At 67.5% G+C, this 17,218-nt stretch carries 14 protein-coding genes; 4 read left to right on the top strand and 10 right to left on the bottom strand.

Annotation, left to right across the window (positions count from 1 at the left end; genetic code table 11):
• Positions 1-211: 211 nt before the first annotated feature.
• Complete coding sequence (locus A7X97_RS14535) at positions 212-547, bottom strand: Rieske (2Fe-2S) protein (protein ID WP_072167633.1); 336 nt, start codon at positions 545-547, stop codon at positions 212-214.
• A gap of 178 nt (positions 548-725) precedes the next feature.
• Between A7X97_RS14535 and A7X97_RS14530 the strand changes: the two genes are divergently transcribed.
• The 4 genes from A7X97_RS14530 (at position 726) to A7X97_RS14515 (ending at position 3,924) form a co-directional block, all read left to right on the top strand.
• Positions 726-1,007: a hypothetical protein gene (locus tag A7X97_RS14530; RefSeq protein ID WP_005410817.1), complete on the top strand. Its 282-nt coding sequence runs from the start codon at positions 726-728 to the stop codon at positions 1,005-1,007.
• Positions 1,008-1,082: 75 nt separating this feature from the next.
• Positions 1,083-1,799 carry a fumarylacetoacetate hydrolase family protein gene (locus tag A7X97_RS14525; protein WP_019660190.1) on the top strand — a complete coding sequence of 239 codons (717 nt, stop codon included), beginning with the start codon at positions 1,083-1,085 and terminating at the stop codon, positions 1,797-1,799.
• A gap of 54 nt (positions 1,800-1,853) precedes the next feature.
• The gene (gene mscL, locus A7X97_RS14520; protein ID WP_072167632.1) at positions 1,854-2,258 is read left to right on the top strand and encodes a large-conductance mechanosensitive channel protein MscL; all 405 of its coding nucleotides are present in this window, start codon (positions 1,854-1,856) and stop codon (positions 2,256-2,258) included.
• A gap of 244 nt (positions 2,259-2,502) precedes the next feature.
• The gene (locus A7X97_RS14515; protein WP_111008091.1) at positions 2,503-3,924 is read left to right on the top strand and encodes a M28 family peptidase; all 1,422 of its coding nucleotides are present in this window, start codon (positions 2,503-2,505) and stop codon (positions 3,922-3,924) included.
• 126 nt (positions 3,925-4,050) lie between these two features.
• On the opposite strand, the gene A7X97_RS14510 is transcribed toward A7X97_RS14515, so the two are convergent.
• The 9 genes from A7X97_RS14510 to A7X97_RS14470 form a co-directional block, all read right to left on the bottom strand.
• Positions 4,051-5,502 carry an alanine/glycine:cation symporter family protein gene (locus A7X97_RS14510; protein ID WP_111008090.1) on the bottom strand — a complete coding sequence of 484 codons (1,452 nt, stop codon included), beginning with the start codon at positions 5,500-5,502 and terminating at the stop codon, positions 4,051-4,053.
• Positions 5,503-5,512: 10 nt separating this feature from the next.
• Positions 5,513-6,499, bottom strand: a complete 987-nt coding sequence (locus A7X97_RS14505) for a transporter family protein (RefSeq protein ID WP_088496988.1) — start codon at positions 6,497-6,499, stop codon at positions 5,513-5,515.
• Between the two features lie 166 nt (positions 6,500-6,665).
• On the bottom strand, positions 6,666-7,499 hold the full coding sequence (locus A7X97_RS14500; RefSeq protein WP_088496987.1) for a TrmH family RNA methyltransferase: 834 nt from the start codon (positions 7,497-7,499) through the stop codon (positions 6,666-6,668).
• Positions 7,500-9,008, bottom strand: coding sequence for an alanine/glycine:cation symporter family protein (locus A7X97_RS14495; RefSeq protein WP_088496986.1), 1,509 nt, complete (start codon positions 9,006-9,008; stop codon positions 7,500-7,502). It abuts the gene before it with no gap.
• Positions 9,009-9,188: 180 nt separating this feature from the next.
• Positions 9,189-9,785: a GNAT family N-acetyltransferase gene (locus A7X97_RS14490; RefSeq protein ID WP_088496985.1), complete on the bottom strand. Its 597-nt coding sequence runs from the start codon at positions 9,783-9,785 to the stop codon at positions 9,189-9,191.
• Positions 9,778-12,903, bottom strand: a complete 3,126-nt coding sequence (locus A7X97_RS14485) for an efflux RND transporter permease subunit (RefSeq protein ID WP_005418827.1) — start codon at positions 12,901-12,903, stop codon at positions 9,778-9,780. The genes A7X97_RS14490 and A7X97_RS14485 overlap by 8 nt, the downstream gene beginning before the upstream one ends.
• Complete coding sequence (locus tag A7X97_RS14480) at positions 12,900-14,006, bottom strand: efflux RND transporter periplasmic adaptor subunit (RefSeq protein WP_049412714.1); 1,107 nt, start codon at positions 14,004-14,006, stop codon at positions 12,900-12,902. Before A7X97_RS14480 ends, A7X97_RS14485 begins: the two co-directional genes overlap by 4 nt.
• A 273-nt stretch (positions 14,007-14,279) precedes the next feature.
• The gene (locus tag A7X97_RS14475) at positions 14,280-16,343 is read right to left on the bottom strand and encodes a TonB-dependent copper receptor (protein WP_111008089.1); all 2,064 of its coding nucleotides are present in this window, start codon (positions 16,341-16,343) and stop codon (positions 14,280-14,282) included.
• Between the two features lie 72 nt (positions 16,344-16,415).
• Positions 16,416-16,835 carry a DUF2946 family protein gene (locus tag A7X97_RS14470; RefSeq protein WP_088496983.1) on the bottom strand — a complete coding sequence of 140 codons (420 nt, stop codon included), beginning with the start codon at positions 16,833-16,835 and terminating at the stop codon, positions 16,416-16,418.
• Positions 16,836-17,218 lie beyond the last annotated feature (383 nt).

The raw sequence follows: 17,218 nt of genomic DNA, 5'->3' as shown, positions 1-17,218 counted from the left end.
CCCCGCCTTCGACAGTTTCACGCGGCTGGTGGTGGGTGCCGACCGTTGGTCGGCACCGATCTCGCTCTGGTAGCTGTCGACCTTGGTCGACACCGTAGATCCACGCCATGCGTGGATGCCTTTTGTAGCGTCGAGCCATGCTCGACTGCTCCTGGCTTGATGGGGTCAGAGCCGTTTTCCTGCGGAAAACGGATCCGACCCCCAGCTGGCCTCAAGCCAGGTAAACCTGCCCGTCGCGCACGTCCACCGGCACAGCGCGCAGCCGGTCGCCCTTGCAGGGGCCGGCGATGCAGTCGCCGCTGTCCAGCGCGAACGAGGCACCATGCGCGGCACACACCAGATGACCCTCGCGGCTCTTCAGGAACTGGCCCGGCGCCCAGTCCAGGCGGCGGCCGGCGTGCGGGCAGATGTTCAGGAACGCACGCACCTGCGCGCCGTCGCGGTACAGCAGCAGCGATTCGGCATCGCCATCGACCACCGCTTCGACCTCGGCAAACGCGCCATCGGCAATGGCATCAAGGGCGATCAGGGCAGCAGCGATAGTCATGGCGAAGGCTCGGACGGTAAACCGGAATTGTCGCATGCCTGCTCAGGTGACTGGCTGCGACATGAACACAAGTCATTGATCCGTAATAAGCACAGGCTATATTTAACGAGTTTTTCACTCAATGAAAGTGGCGCGTCCCGATACTTTGGTTTCGCTGATCCCAGCCTATCGAGCCGCCATGTTCAATCGCGCATCCGCCTTCAACCAGTTCCGCACCCTGTTCGCGCCGCGCAAGCCGCGTCACCCGCTGGTGCGCGTTGCCGTTGGCCTGCTCGGCCTGGCGATCCTGGCGGCGATGGTGTTCATCGGTGTGTTCGTTGGCGCGGCGATGATCCTGGTCGGCCTGGCGTGGAAGCTGCTGGCCTCGCGCAAGCCGGGCGTTGCGCGTCCGGTTGACCCGACCGTGGTTGAAGGCGAGTACCGCGTGGTGCGCAAGCCGGTGTTGCCGGCCTCGCGCTGATCCAGGCCTTCCGCGCCCGCTGACGGCGGGCGCCATGCGTTCTAGACTGCGGGCACGCCCTTCCTGGATGCCCGCATGTCCGATGTCTCCGATGTGATCCCTGCCGTAGCCCTGCCGCGTGTACCGGTAGCCGGTGGCGGCAGCTTCCCCGTGCACCGCATCTACTGCGTTGGCCGCAATTTCGCCGACCACGCCCGCGAAATGGGCGCGGCGGTGCCGGCGGCCGATGACCGCGGCCGCCCGATGTTCTTCAGCAAGCCGGCCGACGCCATCGTGGTCGGCCACGACGATGCCATCCCCTATCCGCCAGCAACCGCCAACCTGCACCACGAAGTGGAACTGGTGGTGGCGATCGGCCGCGATGCGCCCGCAGGCGAGCTGGCCGTGGCCGACGCCGATGCGCTGGTCTATGGCTACGCCGTCGGCCTGGACCTGACCCGCCGCGACCTGCAGGCCGCGGCCAAGGACAAGGGCCACCCGTGGGACGCGGCCAAGGGCTTCGACGCCTCCGCGCCGATCAGCGAAATCGTCCACGCCGAGGAAGTCGGCGACCTCGCCGCGCTGAACCTGTCGCTGGAGGTCAACGGCGAAGTGCGCCAGCAGGCACTGCTCGACCAGATGATCTGGAACGTACCGGAGATCCTGCATGAGCTGTCCAAGCTGTGGCAGCTGCGTGCCGGCGACCTGGTGTTCATGGGCACCCCGTCCGGGGTGGCTGCGTTGAAGCCCGGCGACCGCTTCAGTGCCCGCCTTGAAAACGTGGCCGAGCGCCACGGCGTGATCGCCGGCTGACATCACCTGCGCTACCCTGCGCGCTGTCCACTTCCCCACCGGAGAAAAACAACAATGGGAATGCTCACCGAGTTCAAGGAATTCGCCATGCGCGGCAACGTCATCGACCTCGCCGTCGGCGTGGTGATCGGCGCGGCCTTCGGCAAGATCGTGACGGCGCTGGTCGAGAAGATCATCATGCCGCCGCTGGGCTACCTGATCGGGCGCGTGGATTTCTCCAGCCTGGCCTGGACGTTGTCGCCAGCCCGGATCGGACCGGATGGCAAGGAGATCCCGGCGGTGGTGGTTGGCTACGGCGACTTCATCAACACCGTCATCCAGTTCGTGATCGTGGCTTTCGCGATCTTCATCGTGGTCAAGGCGATCAACCGGCTGTCTCGCAAGAAGGAAGCTGCCCCGGCGGCGCCGGCCGAAGAAGTGGTGCTGCTGCGCGAGATCCGCGACAGCCTGAAGAAATGAGGTATCGGGCGCCTATGGGCGCCCCTCCCATCTGTAGAGCCGAGCCCACGCTCGGCTGATCTGCAAAAGGCAGCCGAGCATTGGCTCGGCTCTGCAGAAGCAGGCGAAAGCCCCGCCCCGGCGGGGCTTTCGCTTTGCCGGTCATGGCGGAAAACAGCGTTCGCGCCAGCCATGACCTCCCGCCCATGCGCCGGGCTGAACGACTGTTAAGCTCCAAGGCTTAGGTCCCTTCCCGGAGTTGTCCATGCGTCGCCGCGTCCTTGCCATCGCATCCTCCCTCGCCCTGCTGGCCGCCCCGGCCTTCGCGGCGCCGCACACCACTACCCTGCCCCCGGCGTCGCTGGCCACCGCCGCACAGCTGCGCGACCAGGCGCTGGCCGATGACACCGGCTGGAAGGTTGTCGAGTCGCTCACCACCGAGATCGGTCCGCGCATCGCCGGCAGCGAAGCCGACGCCCGCGCCGTGGCCTGGGCCGAAGCCAAGTTCAAGGCCCTCGGTTTCGACAAGGTGTGGAAGGAGCCGGTGACATTCCCGAAGTGGGAGCGGCGCAGTGAACACGCCGCCGTGACCGGCAGGAACCCGCAGCCGCTGCAGATCACTGCACTGGGCGGCAGCCCAGGCGGCACCGTGGAAGCCGAGGTGGTGCGCTTCGCCGACCTGGCCGCGCTGCAGGCCGCACCGGCGGGCTCGCTGAAGGGCAAGATCGCCTTCGTCGATTACCAGATGCTGCCCTTCCGCGATGGCCGCGATTACGGCCGCGGCGGTGCGATCCGCAGCAAGGGGCCGTCCGAAGCGATCCGCAAGGGCGCGGTCGGTTTCCTGATGCGCTCGGCCGGTACCGACTCGCACCGCGTGCCGCACACGGGTATCACCCGTTTCGATGACGGCCTGACCCCAGTGCCGTCGGCCGCGCTGTCGGTGCCCGATGCCGACCAGCTGGCCCGCCTGCTGGCGCGTGGCAGCACCACGGTGAAGATGGCACTGGATTGCGGTTGGGATGGCACCGCCACCTCCTACAACGTGATCGGCGAGATCACCGGCCGCAGCCTGCCGAAGGAAGTGGTGGTGATCGGTGGTCACCTGGATTCGTGGGACCTGGGCACCGGCGCGGTGGATGACGGCGCGGGCGTGGGCATCACCATGGCCGCAGGCCACCTGATCGGCCAGCTCAAGCAGGCACCGAAGCGCACCATCCGCGTGATCGCCTTCGCCAACGAGGAACAGGGCCTGTACGGCGGCAAGGCCTACGCCGAAGCGCACGCGAAGGACGTGGCCCTGCACCAGCTGGCCGCCGAGAGCGACTTCGGCGCGGGCCGCATCTACGCCTTCAATACGGGTTCGCCGAATCCGGCAGGCTCGCGTGAAGCGACGAAGCAGATTGCCGAAGTGATGAAGCCGCTGGGCATCGAGTACCAGGCGGACAAGGGTGGCCCGGGCCCGGACGTCGGCCCACTGGCCGCCAAGGGCGGTGCGTGGGCGTGGCTGGCGCAGGATGGCTCGGACTACTTCCACCTGCACCACACCGCCGACGACACGCTGGACAAGATCGACCCGAAGGCACTGGCGCAGAACGTGGCCGCGTACACCGTGTTCGCCTACCTGGCGGCGGAAGCGGATGGCAGCTTCGGTAGCGAGGCCAAGGCGACCACACCGCCGAACGAATGATGCGCTTGCGCCGGACCATGCCCGGCGAGCACAGCGGGACGAGCGGTGCGAACCGAGGTTCGCACCCATCGGGTGATGGCGTGGGTCAGACCCCTCGCCATGGCGAGGGATCCGCCCTCGATCCAGTCAGCTTTCCCACACGCTGGCGTTGCGCACGCCCAGCAGTTTCGGGTTGAACAGTGGATCCTTGCCGGCATGGCGATGCTGCTCGTAGTCCCGCAGCGCCGCCAAGGCCGGTTTCTGCAGCAGCAGGATGGCGATGATGTTCAACCAGCTCATCAGGCCGACGCCGATGTCACCCAGCGACCAGGCCACCGTTGCACTGTTCACCGCCGAGTAGCCTGTTGCCGCCAGGAACAGCAGCTGGAAGCCGCCGATCACCCAGGGTGCCGGACGGTTACAGCACAGATAGCTGACATTGGTCTCGGCCATGTAGTACAACGCCAGCAGTGTGGTGAACGCGAACGGCAGGATCGCCAGCGCCACGAATGAACGGCCGAAGCCCGGCAATGCCGATTCCACCGCATGCTGCACGAAGCGTGGCCCGGCCTCGACGCCCGGCAGATTGCCCAGCAGCAGGCGCGTCTCATCCGGAATACCGTTCACTGCCGGGTCGTAGACGTTGTACAGGCCCGTGGAGAGGATCAGGAAGGCCGTGGCACTGCACACCACCATCGTGTCGATGTAGACCGAGAACGACTGCACCAGGCCCTGCTTGACCGGATGCGAGACTTCCGCGGCAGCGGCCGGATGCGCGCCACTGCCCATACCGGCCTCGTTGGACAGCACGCCGCGGCGCACGCCCCACTGTATGGCAGTACCGATCATCGCGCCGAACGCTGCATCCACGCCGAATGCACTGCGCAGCACCAGCATGATCACCTCCGGCACCTTCTCCGCGTTCAGCACCATCACCAGCGCCGTGACCAGCAGGTAGGCCACGGCCATCAGCGGCACCACCCATTCGGCCACGCGCGCAATGCGCCGCACACCGCCGATGAGGATGGCGCCCAGCACCACCAGCAGAACCGCGGTGGTGGTCATCACCGGTACGTCCCAGGCTTCGTTCACCGCACTGGTGATCGCATTGGACTGGGTGCCGGCCAGCATCGCGCCCGCCAGCACCGTCACCAGTGCGAACAGCACTGCATACCAGCGTTGGCCGAGGCCTTTCTCGATGTAGTACGCCGGGCCGCCCCGGTACTGCCCTTTGCCGTCTCGATCCTTGTAGATCTGCGCGAGCGTGGATTCGATGAAAGCACTGGACGCGCCGAGGAAGGCGACGATCCACATCCAGAAGATCGCGCCGGGGCCGCCGAAGGCGATGGCCATGGCGACGCCGGCGATGTTGCCGACGCCCACGCGGCTGGACAGCGAAATGGACAACGCCTGGAACGGTGAGACGCCGGCATCGGAGCGCTCATGGCGGAACATCAGGCGCAGCATGTCCGGCAATGCACGCAACTGGATGAAGCGTGTGCGCACGCTGAAGTACAGGCCGGCGAGCAGGCACAGCACCACCAGGTAGGGGCTCCAGACGACGCCGAGGATCGTGTTGACGATGGATTCGATGTTCATCGGCGGCCCCTCAGAAGAACATGCCCAGGGCAACCTGGGGGCTGACGATTCGACTGGTGTTGCGGCCCGCCACGCTGAACTCCACGCCGGCGATCAGGCCCAGCGTCGGGCTGAAGTGGTACTCCACGGCCGGCGCCAGGGTGACGCTGCGGCTGGCCGGGCGATGTTCGTCGATACGCTCGAAGGCACCGCTTGCGTTGCGCGCGAATCCACTCAGGCGCTGTCCGGTCTCACGGCTGGCGGCTACTTCCATCACACCTACCCAGCGCGAGTTGAAGCTGTACTCGGCACCCACCGACAGGCCCAGCACCGAGCCGCGGGAGATGTGGCCCTGGAAGCTGTCATCGGTGCCGTAGACGCTGGCCCCGGAAATCGCCGTGCGCGACGGCGCCGGCCCGGCGCTGAGCTGGGCACGCCAGCGCAGCGGACGCTCGTTGCCCAGCCACACCACCTGCTGCATGCCCAGCGCGGCGGTGGTGCGCTGCACGCCGTCGCCCTGCGCATCGAGTGGATTGCCGGTGATGCGGTCATGGCTGCCGGTGCTGAAGCGCTGCACCAGCGCGACCGAGATGGCCGGGCGCGTGCCATCGGCGTTGGGCGCCTGCAGCAGGTACTGCAGGCGCGCGGTGGTATCGCCAGCGCGGAAACCGCTGCTGCGTGCGCTGCCCTGTTCGGCGCGCGATGCACTGAGATTGACCTGGCCCATCACCCGGTCGCTGAAGCCGTAGATGATCGGCACCACCGTGGCCCATGCACCGCTACGCTGCCCACTGCGGCGGCGATGGCCGCCATCGTCATAGTGATCGCGACTGTCGACCCTCACCAGATAGGGTTCGATGTACCAGTTGCCCTGCGGCAGGCCGGCCGGATTGGGGGTGATCAGCGGCCCGGTGAAGTTGACGCCGTCCAGGCTGCGTTCGCCGGCTGCGGCACGGCCGCTGGCAAGGACACTGGTCAGTACCAGCAATGCGATGAGGATACGGCGTGGGTGATGCATGGCAGCCTCTTCTGGACAACGTGGGATGGAGTTCCACCCTGCGTTGCCGGAAGCGGCTGACCAATAAGGAAACTTTCAAAACGTCATGCGCGCTTGACGCGTTTACCACCCCTGGAAGGGGTCAGAGCCCTCGCCTGCGGCGAGGGATCCGACCCGGGATACCGGATCAGCCGCGACGGCTCGCCCATTGCGCCAGCAGCACGGCCGTGGCCGAGGCCACATTCAGGCTCTCCACGGCGCCGCTGCCGGGAATCGAGACCTGCAGGTCGCACGCCCCCGCCAGGCTGCGGTCCATGCCCTCGCCTTCGGCGCCCATCACGTACACCAGCCGCTCCGGCAGGGACGCGCGGAACACGTCATCCCCGCCCTCGACCAGGGTCGCGGCCAGGCCGAAACCGGCTGCGCGCAGTTGCGCCATTGCCTGAGCGGTCTCCGGCAGCTGCACCAGCGGCACCGCTTCGGCACCGCCTTCGGCCACGCGCGCGGCGGCACCGGACAGGGCCAGCGTGCTGCCGGCCGGCAACAGCAGCGCCTTGGCACCGAAGTGCGCGGCCGAGCGCAGGATCGCGCCGAGGTTGTGCGGGTTGCCCACACCATCCAGCCACAGCGCCAGCGCCGGGCCGTCACCGACCTGCTGCAGCCACTGCGCCAGCGGCAGTGAAGGGGCGCGCAGCACGTCGGCCACCACACCTTCGTGGTGGGTGGTGCCGGCCAGCTTGTTCAGATCGCCGTCTTCAACCACGCGGTAGCCCACGCGGTTGGCCACGCACCACTTCAACAGCGGCTGCAGGCGCGGGATGCGTGCTTCCAGCAGGTACAGCTTGCGCAGCGCCTGCGGCCGCGCTTCGAACGCAGCCAGCACGGCATTCAGGCCGTACAGACGCAGCTCGTCGCTGCCACCGCGCCCACCACCGCCCGTTGCCGGCACTTCCGGGCGCGGCAACGGCGTTGCGCGCGGCGGACGGGCGGACGGGCGGCGGTTGTTCCAAGGGTTGTTCACTTACACACTCTCCTGCTTGCGCTGGCGCCAGAAATCGGCGTTCTTGATGCCCAGGGCATCAGGGTCGAACACCGGATCCAGGCCCAGCTTCTTCTGTCGTTCGTAGTCACGCAGGGCCAGCATCGCCGGCTTCTGGATGATGAGGATGGCGATGATGTTCAGCCAGGCCATCAGGCCGACGCCGATGTCGCCCAGCGCCCAGGCCAGGGTGGCATTGTGGAACGCGCCGAACACCACCATGCCGATGATGCCCAGGCGCAGCAGCAGGACGGTCAGCGGCCGCTTCCTGTTGTGGTTCACATAGCTGAGGTTGGTCTCGGCCATGTAGTAGTACGCCATGATGGTGGTGAAGGCGAAGAAGAAGATGGCCACCGATACGAACGCCGAACCCCAGCCCGGCAGCACCGCTTCCACGCCGGCCTGGGCGTAACCGGCGCCTTCGGGAATACCGGCCAGGCCCTGGAAGATCGGCGCGGCACCCTCCACCGGCGAGTACACGTTGTAGGTGCCGCTGGCCAGGATCAGGAACGCGGTGGCGGTGCACACCATCATGGTGTCGAAGTAGATCGCGAAGGCCTGCACGTAGCCCTGCTTGGCCGGGTGCGAGACTTCCGAGGCAGCCGCCGCGTGCGGGCCAGAGCCCTGGCCGGCTTCGTTGGCGTAGATGCCGCGCTTGATGCCCCACTCCACCGCCAGGCCCATCATGGCGCCGAATGCGGCATGCGTGCCGAAGGCACTCTTGAAGATGATGCCGAACATTTCCGGCACGCGGTCGTAGTTGATGATCATGATGATGATGGCCATCAGGATGAAACCGGCGGCCATGAACGGCACCACCACTTCGGCGAAGTTGGCGATGCGCTTGACGCCACCGAAGATCACCACGCCCAGCAGCAGCGCCACCACGATGCCGATCCCCAGCTTCAGCGCCTGCACCGATTCCATGCCGAAGGCCTGGCCATCGAGCGGACCGCACAGCGCGGTGCCACGGCAGGCGTTGATGATGCTGTCGGCGATGGCGTTGGCCTGCACGCCCGGCATCAGGAAGCCTGCGGCGATGATCGTGGCGATGGCGAAGGCCAGCGCATACCACTTCAGGCCCATGGCCTTTTCGATGTAGTACGCCGGGCCACCGCGGTAGCGGCCTTCGGCGTCCTTGGTCTTGTAGATCTGCGCCAGGGTGCATTCGACGTACGAGGTGGATGCGCCAAGGAAGCCCATCACCCACATCCAGAAGATCGCACCGGGACCGCCGAAGGCGATGGCGGTGGCCACGCCAGCGATGTTGCCGATGCCCATGCGGCCGGCCATCGACATGGCCAGCGCCTGGAACGAGGACACGCCGGCGTCGGATTTCTCACCCCTGACGGTGAGGCGGCACATCTCCAAGAAGCCACGGATCTGCATGAAGCGGGTGCGCAGGCTGAAGAACAGGCCGGCGCCCAGGCACACGAAGATCAGTGCCTTGCTCCAGATGATGCTGTTGATGAAGTGTACGGTTGCTTCCACGCGCGCTCTCTCCAGTCGGCGGGTTGTAAGGACGTCCCGTCGGCTGGAGGGGACCGGTCGATTCTCCCTGATCGCAGGCCGCTGCGGTAGCGCTGTTTTGCAGAGCCGAGCCCATGCTCGGCTTGGGCTCCCGAGGGCAGCCGAGCATGGGCTCGGCTCTACAGCGGCCAGCCCGCGTGTTCAGGGCAGCTGCGTGCGTACCCGGGCAAAACGGCGCAGGTCGTGCAACACGCCGCGCTTGTAGACCGCGCAACGTTCCACGCCCTCTTCCTGGAAGCCGTTCTTCTCCAGCACCCGGGCCGAGCCGAGGTTGAAGTCGACCACGGTGGCCTGCAACCTGAACAGGCGCAGCTCATCCATCACCCACGGGGCGAACAGGCCGACCACGCGGGTCATCAGGCCCTGCCCCCAATAGGCCCGGCCCAGCCAGTAACCCAGTTCGGCGGTATGCCCACGCTCGGCCACGCCCTGTTGGGCACCGACGCTGCCGCAGGCCTGGCCGTCGATCTCGATGGCCAGGTTCAGGGTGTCGGGAGCCAGCACGCGGCCGGCGAGGAAGGCCTCGCCATCCCCGCGCGTGTACGGGTAAGGGAAGCGGTCGCGCAGACCGCGCGATACCTCGGCGTCGTTGGCGTGGCGCAGCAGGGAGTCCAGGTCGTTCGGGCGCCAGGGGCGCAGCCGGAAACCGTCACCCTGTAGTGGCGGGGGCAGAGCCCTTTCCGTTCCGGAAAGGGATCCGCCCCCTGGGCCGCCCCCGTCGGCGCGCGGGTCAGGCATGCCCACCCACCGACGGCGATTCCGCTTCCTGCTTCTCCAGCTCGCGCTTCACCGCTTCCGGCGAACGGGTGTACGGCGCCAGCCGCGCGTAGAACGCCGGCACCACGAACAGCGACAGGAACGTCGAAAGAGTCACGCCGAAAATGATCACGATGCCGATCGTGCCACGGCTGGCCGAACCAGGCCCCCCGGCGACCACCAGCGGGATCGCGCCGACCACGGTGGCGATCGAGGTCATCAGGATCGGGCGCAGGCGCACCATCGCCGACTCGATGATCGCCTCGCGCACGCTGCGCCCATCGTCGCGCAGCTGGTTGGCGAATTCGACGATGAGGATGCCGTTCTTCGCGGCAAGGCCGACCAGCATCACGATGCCGATCTGGCTGAACAGGTTCACCGTGCCGCCACTCACCCACAACCCGACCAGCGCGCCGAGCACGCCCAGCGGCACGGTCAGCATGATGGTGAGCGGATGGATGAAGCTCTCGAACTGCGCGGCCAGCACCAGGTACACCACCAGCAGCGCCATCGCGAAGGTCAGCAGCACCGCGCCGCCGGCGCTCTGGTACTCGCGCGATTCGCCCTTCCAGTTCACCTGCGCGTACTGCGGCAGCTCTTCCTGGGCTACGTTCTGTGCCCAGGCGATGGCCTCGCCCAGCGGATAGCCCGGCGCCAGGCCGGCACTGATGGTGATCGAGCGCAGTCGGTTGAAGCGGTTCAGGGTGCCGGCCTCGGCCACTTCACTCAACGTGACCAGGTTGGACAGCGGCACCAGCTCGCCGGAGTTGGCGCGGACGCGGATCGCGGCCAGGTCGGCCGGGCTGGCGCGACCATCGCGACCGGCCTGCACCAGCACGTCGTACTCCTCGCCGTTGTCGACGAAGGTGGTGACGCGACGCGAGCCCATCATGGTTTCCAGCGCCGAACCGATCGCGGTGACCGGCACGCCGAGATCGGCCGCACGCTGGCGGTCAATGTTCACCCGCATCTGCGGCCGGGTTTCCTTGTAATCGGAATCGGGGCCGACCAGGCCGGGATTGTCGGCCATGCGCAGCAGGATGCGGTCGCGCCACTGCGCGATCTCGGCATATTCCGGACCGCCCAGCACGATCTGGAACGGTTGGCCGCCGCTGCGCACCAGGCCACCACCCACCTGCGTGCGTACGCGCACGCCGCGGATGGTATCCAGTTCCTTCTGCAGTTCGTTGGCGACTTCGGGCGTACCCTCGCTGCGCTGGCGCCACGGCTGCAGGAAGATGCTGACGCGGCCGGTATGCATTTCCTCGCTGGCGCCCCAGCCGCCCGGCACGCGGGGGTTGGCACGCACGATCGGCTTGTCCGGGCCGACATGCGGTGCCAGCAGCGCTTCCACCTGCTGCACCTGCTGCACGGTGTAGTCGTAGCCGGCGCCTTCCGGGCCGTCGATCATGATCTGGAACGAACCACGGTCTTCGGCTGGCGCCAGTTCCGACGGCAGCAGCTTGAGCAGGCCCCAGCTGGCGGCCAGCGCAGCCACCATCACCAGCAGGTAGATCCAGGTGCGGTCGACGTGATGATCGAGCACTCGCCCATAGGCACCCGCAAGGCGTTCCAGGTTGCGGTTGATGAAGCCGTGCAGGCCCCGCGGGGCCTGCCCGGTATGCGGCTTGAGCAGCTTGGAAGCCATCATCGGCGTCAGCGTGAGCGCAACGAACGCGGACAACGCCACGGCAGCGGCCAGCGCCACGGCCAGTTCGCGGAACAGTCGCCCGGTGTTGCCCTCCAGGAAGCCGACCGGCAGGAACACCGCCACCAGCACGGCAGTGGTGGCGATCACCGCGAAGGCGACCTGCGCGGTGCCGCGCTTGGAGGCCACCAGCGGTGGTTCGCCCAGGTCGATGCGGCGCTGCACGTTTTCCACCACCACGATCGCATCGTCCACCACCAGGCCGATGCACAGCACCAGCGCCAGCAGGGTCAGCAGGTTGATCGAGAAGTCGAACGCATACAGCGCGATGAACGCCGCCACCAGGCAGACCGGCACCGTCACCGCCGGAATCAACGCGGCGCGGAAGCTGCCGAGGAAGAGCCAGATCACCGCCAGCACCAGGATCATCGCTTCCACCAGGGTGGCGTAGACGCGGTCCACTGCAGCTTCGATGAAGGTGGTGTTGTCGAAGGCGACGAAGATCTGCGTGCCCTTGGGCAGGGTCAGCGCCACCCGCTCGGCCTCAGCGCGCGCAGTGCGTGCCACGTCCAGCGAGTTGGCGGTGGAGGTCTTGACGATGCCCAGGCCGATGCCGGGCTCGCCGTTGCTGCGGTAGTACGCGCGGCGTTCGGCCGAGGCCAGCTCGATCTTCGCCACGTCGCCCATGCGCACCACGTAGCCATCGCGGCCCTTGCCCAGCGGGATGGTCGCGAAATCCTCGGGCTTGATGTAGTTGCGTTCCACGCGCAGGGTGAAATCGCGGTCGGTCGACTCGATGCGGCCGGCCGGCAGCTCCACGTTCTCGTTGCGCAGTGCGGTTTCCACGTCGCCGGTGGTCAGCCCGCGCGCGGCCAGCTGGTCACGGTCCAGCCAGATCCGCATCGCATAGCGCTGGCGGCCGCCGATGCGGACCTGGGCCACGCCATCGAGGCTGGAGAAACGATCGACCACGTAGCGGTCGGCGTAGTCGCTCAGCTCCAGCGTGTCCATGGTCGAGGACACCATGTTGAACCAGATGATCGGGTCGGCATCGCTCTCGACCTTGGCAATCTCTGGTGGCCGCGCCTCTTCCGGCATGCGGTCGGCGACGCGGCTGACCGCATCGCGCACGTCGTTGGCCGCCGCTTCGATATCACGGTTGGAGGTGAACTCGATGCTGACCTGCGAGCGGCCGTTGGTGCTGCGCGCGTTGATCGTATCGATGCCTTCGATGCCAGCCAGCGCATCTTCCAGCACCTGGGTGATGCGGCTTTCGATGACCGCCGCCGACGCGCCGGTGTAGTCCACCGACACCGAAACGATCGGAGGGTCGATGGCGGGCAGTTCGCGCAGGGTCAGGCGGGTGAAGGACATCACGCCCAGCACCAGCAGCAACAGGCTCATCACCACGGCGAACACCGGCCGCTGGATGGAGATGTCGGACAGCTTCATCCGCCGTGGCCCTCGGCCGCGACCGGCGCCGGCGCGTCAGCCGGTTTGGCGCCGGAGGCCGGTGCGGCGTCCTTCGCAGCGACCTTCAGGCCCGGGCGCAGCTTGCCGGTGCCATCGACCACGATGCGCTGGCCTGCTTCCAGGCCCTGCCGGATCTCGACCACGCCGGCACGGCGCGCGCCGGTGACCACGTCCACCCGCTCGACGCTGTCGTCGGCCTTGATGCGGTACACGAAGGTATCGCGGCCGACCTGTACCACGGCGATTTCCGGGACCACCAGCGCCGGGCGCTCGGGGCGGAACAGGCGCACGTCCAGCAGCATGCCCGGGCGCAATGCGTGGTCGCCATTGGCGAAATCGGCGCGCACGGTCACCGCACGGGTGGCCGGATCGATGCGCGCATCGATGGTGCTGACCACGCCCTCGAAGGTGCGACCCGGCCAGGCCACGCTGGTGGCACTGACCTTGTCACCAACGCCCAGCGCAGCCAGCTCCACTTCCGGCACCTGGAAATCGACATGCATGTGCTCGATGTCGTCGAGCGTGGCGATGACCGTGGTCGGGGTCAGCAGCGATCCCGGACTGACCTGGCGGATGCCAAGCACACCGGCAAAGGGCGCACGCACGCGGCGGTCGCCAATGTCTGCCTGCATCTGCATCACGCGCGCCTCGGCGGCGTCGCGGATCGACTTCTGCGTATCCAGCGTGGCGCTGGACACCAGCCGCTGGGCGGCCAGTTCGCGCTGGCGCTTGTACAGCTGATCGGCTTCATGGAAAGTGGCCTGCGCCTGCACCAATGCGGCTTCCTGGGCCTGCCCGCGCAGCGTCACGATCGGCGCACCGGCAGCAATGTGCTGGCCGCTCTCGAAGTGCACTTTCTCGACGATCTCGCTGACTTTGGCAGTGACGCTGATCGACTCGCGCGCCTTGGCCGTGCCCAGTGCCTGCAGGGTGTCGTTCCACTGCGTGGGCTGCACGACCTGCGCAGTGACCGGCACCGCTTCGCCCTGCCGACGTGCGGCGGCCTCCTGTTTGCCTGCGCACCCGGCCAGCACGGCCAGGCTGAGGCCGAGGGCCAGGGTCGAAGCGATACGAGCCAACATGAACGGTCCTGATTGATCCACGGCCGCCGAGTGTAGGCAAGTGCCCATAAAAGCGGTATGTGCCAAGCGTTTACCGGCGTGGAACCAAGGCTGCGATAGCGCCTTGAACCCGTTCCGTGCAAGGCTGCCATGGGCGGTGTCGGCGTGTGTCGGGGTGTATCCAGTGGTGCACCACCGCGGCCGTCATCGTAGAGTCGAACCTGCCCGACCGAGGGCGTCGGGCGGGGACGGATCCTGGCGGGGATCCGGCCCCGTTTTTTTATGCCCGGCGGATCAATACCGGTAGTTCAACTTCATCCACGCGCTGCGCCCCGGCTCGTTGAAGCGCACCGGGTCGGCCGGGAAGCCGAAGTCGGCGCTGCCGGCCAGGTTCAGGTGCTCGCTGTAGGCGCGGTCGAACAGGTTGTCGACGCCGGCGCTGAGCTGCAGCTGCGAACTGAAACGGTACGCGGCATTGAGCGCGAAGGTGGCAAACCCGGCGCTCGGCCCGAGGTCCTGCGCGACCACGTTGCCCTGTCCATCTGCGACACGATGCTGATGGGTCACCGCGCGCAGCAATGCGCCGACACTCCAGCGCTGGCCCTCCCAGTTCGCACTCAGGCGCGCTTCCAGCGGCGGCATCTGCGGCAGCGGACGCTGCTGGTCGCGGTTCTCTCCCCAGGCATAGGCCAGCGTGCCGCCCAGCCTCCACTGCTCGGTCAGGCTCGCTTCCAACCCGGCCTCGGCACCGGCAATGCGCGCCTCGACGTTGCTGGCCTGGCTCATGCCCATCATGCCGCTGCCGTGGTAGGTGAACAGGATGTAGTCCTGGATCTGCCCGGCATAGGCCGAAACCCAGGCCTGCACGCGCGGTCCCTTGTACTGCAGGCCCATGTCGAGCTGGGTGGTGCGCTCGGGCTGGATGCCGGCAAACGCGTTCACTGCGCCGGCCGGGCCGTGGTTGGGCGAGAACAGCTCCCAGTAGTCGGGCATGCGCTCGCTGTGGCCGAGGCCTGCATACCAGGTCAGGCCGTCGGCCAGGTCCTGCTCATAGCGCAGGAAGCCACTGCCGAGCCACGCCTTGCGCTTCTCGCCGGCCGTTGGGTTGGGCCGGCTGCCCATCATTCCACGGATGGACTGCCGCTCATCACGCACGCTGGCGCGATCGATGCGCAGCCCGCTGATCCAGCGCTGGTCGGTGCCGGCGCCGAGGGTCAACTCGGTGAACACGCCATAGCGGCGGAAGTTGGCATCGGTCTCCCAGACGGCCTGGCGGTAGGTGTCGCGGCCCATGCCCATGCGGCCACGATGGCGGCTGTCCTCGCCATCCATGCCCGCCACCAGTTGCACGTCCTGCCAGCGCCACTCGGAACTGACCCGGCCGCCCTGGGTGCGGCGGTCCAAGTTCGACGCCATCGGCATCGGCATCATGCTGTTGGGATTCGGCGTGCGCAGCGTGTAGTTGTCCATCACGTGGTCGGCCTCGTTGTAGTACACGTTGGCCTGCAGCGTGTCCCACGCACCCGGCAGATTGCGCTTCTCGAAGCGCGCGGCGTAGCTGGTGCGTTCGAACGCGGCACCGTCCATGCCGCGCCCCGCGTAGCGTGCGATCGCATCGCCGGCACCGGCAGAAATTTCCAGCAGCGTGTCGGCATCCGGCGTCCAGCCGATCGCCACGTCACCGTTCCACTTGCGCCACTTCGATGGCACCACATCGCCGTTGCCGTCCTTGTAGTCATCGGCTTCGGAACGGTTGCCGCTGGCGCGCACATAGCCGGCCGGGTTGCCCAGGGTCAGGTCCAGCACCTGGTCGTTGCGGTTGCGCGAACCGACCAGCGCGCTGGCATCGGCACGCAGGCCCGGTTCCTCGAAGCGCGGTGTATCGCGTTCGAAGCGCACGGTGCCGGCCGAGGCACCTGCCCCCCAGCGCACGCTCTGCGGGCCCTTGATGATGGTCAGGCGGTCGAAGCTCTCCGGTGCGATATAGGACAGCGGGTTGTCCATGCGCGAGGGACAGGCACCGATCAGGTTGCCGTCATTGCTGAGGATGTTCAGGCGCGAACCCAACATGCCGCGCAGCACCGGGTCACCGTTGGTGCCGCCGTTGCGGATGGCGGAGAAGCCAGGAACGGTCTTCAGGTAATCGGCGCCGTCACTGGCCGGAACCGGCTGCCGCGGCAGGCGTGGATCGGTCACCCAGTGCAGTGGCGACGAAGGCGCGGCGGCGGTGACCACCAGCGTGTCGAGAGTGCGCGCCTCTTCGGCAGGCGCGGCGTGGACCAGCGTTGCAGCCACGGCCAGGCCAAGGGCAACCGGCAGGCGCACGCAGGCACCCGCGGGGCGGGAAGTCATTTTCATCGGAACAGCTCCAAGGTACGCACGCGCACACGGCGCCCGCTCAGGCGTCGTGCGGCAGATTCGATAGGAAAATCAGCGGACGATGGAGGACCGCGGTGGCCCACGCGCGGCGTGTGCCGGCCAGCGCAGTGCCGGCAGTACCTGCTGTGACCACGGGAATACCAGCCGCGGCCGCCACAGCAGCGGCAACAGCAGCACCAATACCGCCAGCCACGGCAGCAGGCGCATGGCCAGCACGCAGTATTCGCAGGCTTCGCCATGCATGGCGTGGGGGTCGGCCGGTGGGGTCGGACTCCGTTGCCCGTGCAAAGGGCTCGGACCCAATGCGGCAGCGTCGTGGTGCATGTGCGCGTGGTCCATGCCTGCCATCGCCGCGTGGTCTATCGGCGGCGCCTGCAGCGCGCGGCTGACCAGTGGCGCAAGCACCATCAGCAGCGTCGCCAGGACGGCGAGCTGCAGCAGGAGGCGCTGCGGGCGGGACAGGCGGGTCACCCTGCTAGTGTAGAGCCGGGTCCCGGGTTGCCCGTGCGACGAACCGTCGCAGGCGTTTGCGACACCCCGTCGCGGGGGTGTTCGGCAGGGCTGCGCCCTGCACCTGCAGAGACCGCGTCCACGGCAAGAGCCGAAGCAACAGCAAAAGCAAAAGCGGTTTCCTGTGGGTAGGCGGGGTGGGTCCGGTTGCGGGGGACGCCGTAAATACGTCCATGCAGGCTCGGTCGCCGCTTGCTCGTGTGCGCTGTCCTGCGCACACGGCAAGACCGGGGTTGGGCGTCCTGCCCAACCCGCCCGAGGCATGCCTCGGGCCCATGCGGCTCACGCCCCCGCAACCGGACCCACCCCGCCTTCGACAGTCTTCCGCGATCTGTTGGAACGGC

Origin of the sequence: Stenotrophomonas sepilia (assembly GCF_003244875.1) — a bacterium.
In the GTDB taxonomy this organism is placed as follows: domain Bacteria; phylum Pseudomonadota; class Gammaproteobacteria; order Xanthomonadales; family Xanthomonadaceae; genus Stenotrophomonas; species Stenotrophomonas sepilia.
This window is presented reverse-complemented; position numbering and strand designations above follow the sequence as displayed.

Bases quoted from the DNA above. Each gene is read 5' to 3' on its own strand.
- A7X97_RS14535 (WP_072167633.1), bottom strand. From the start codon at position 547: ATGACTATCGCTGCTGCCCTGATCGCCCTTGATGCCATTGCCGATGGC.
- A7X97_RS14485 (WP_005418827.1), bottom strand. From the start codon at position 12,903: ATGAAGCTGTCCGACATCTCCATCCAGCGGCCGGTGTTCGCCGTGGTG.
- A7X97_RS14515 (WP_111008091.1), top strand. From the start codon at position 2,503: ATGCGTCGCCGCGTCCTTGCCATCGCATCCTCCCTCGCCCTGCTGGCC.
- mscL (WP_072167632.1), top strand. From the start codon at position 1,854: ATGGGAATGCTCACCGAGTTCAAGGAATTCGCCATGCGCGGCAACGTC.
- A7X97_RS14505 (WP_088496988.1), bottom strand. From the start codon at position 6,499: ATGCATCACCCACGCCGTATCCTCATCGCATTGCTGGTACTGACCAGT.
- A7X97_RS14525 (WP_019660190.1), top strand. From the start codon at position 1,083: ATGTCCGATGTCTCCGATGTGATCCCTGCCGTAGCCCTGCCGCGTGTA.
- A7X97_RS14475 (WP_111008089.1), bottom strand. From the start codon at position 16,343: ATGAAAATGACTTCCCGCCCCGCGGGTGCCTGCGTGCGCCTGCCGGTT.
- A7X97_RS14530 (WP_005410817.1), top strand. From the start codon at position 726: ATGTTCAATCGCGCATCCGCCTTCAACCAGTTCCGCACCCTGTTCGCG.
- A7X97_RS14490 (WP_088496985.1), bottom strand. From the start codon at position 9,785: ATGCCTGACCCGCGCGCCGACGGGGGCGGCCCAGGGGGCGGATCCCTT.
- A7X97_RS14480 (WP_049412714.1), bottom strand. From the start codon at position 14,006: ATGTTGGCTCGTATCGCTTCGACCCTGGCCCTCGGCCTCAGCCTGGCC.
- A7X97_RS14510 (WP_111008090.1), bottom strand. From the start codon at position 5,502: ATGAACATCGAATCCATCGTCAACACGATCCTCGGCGTCGTCTGGAGC.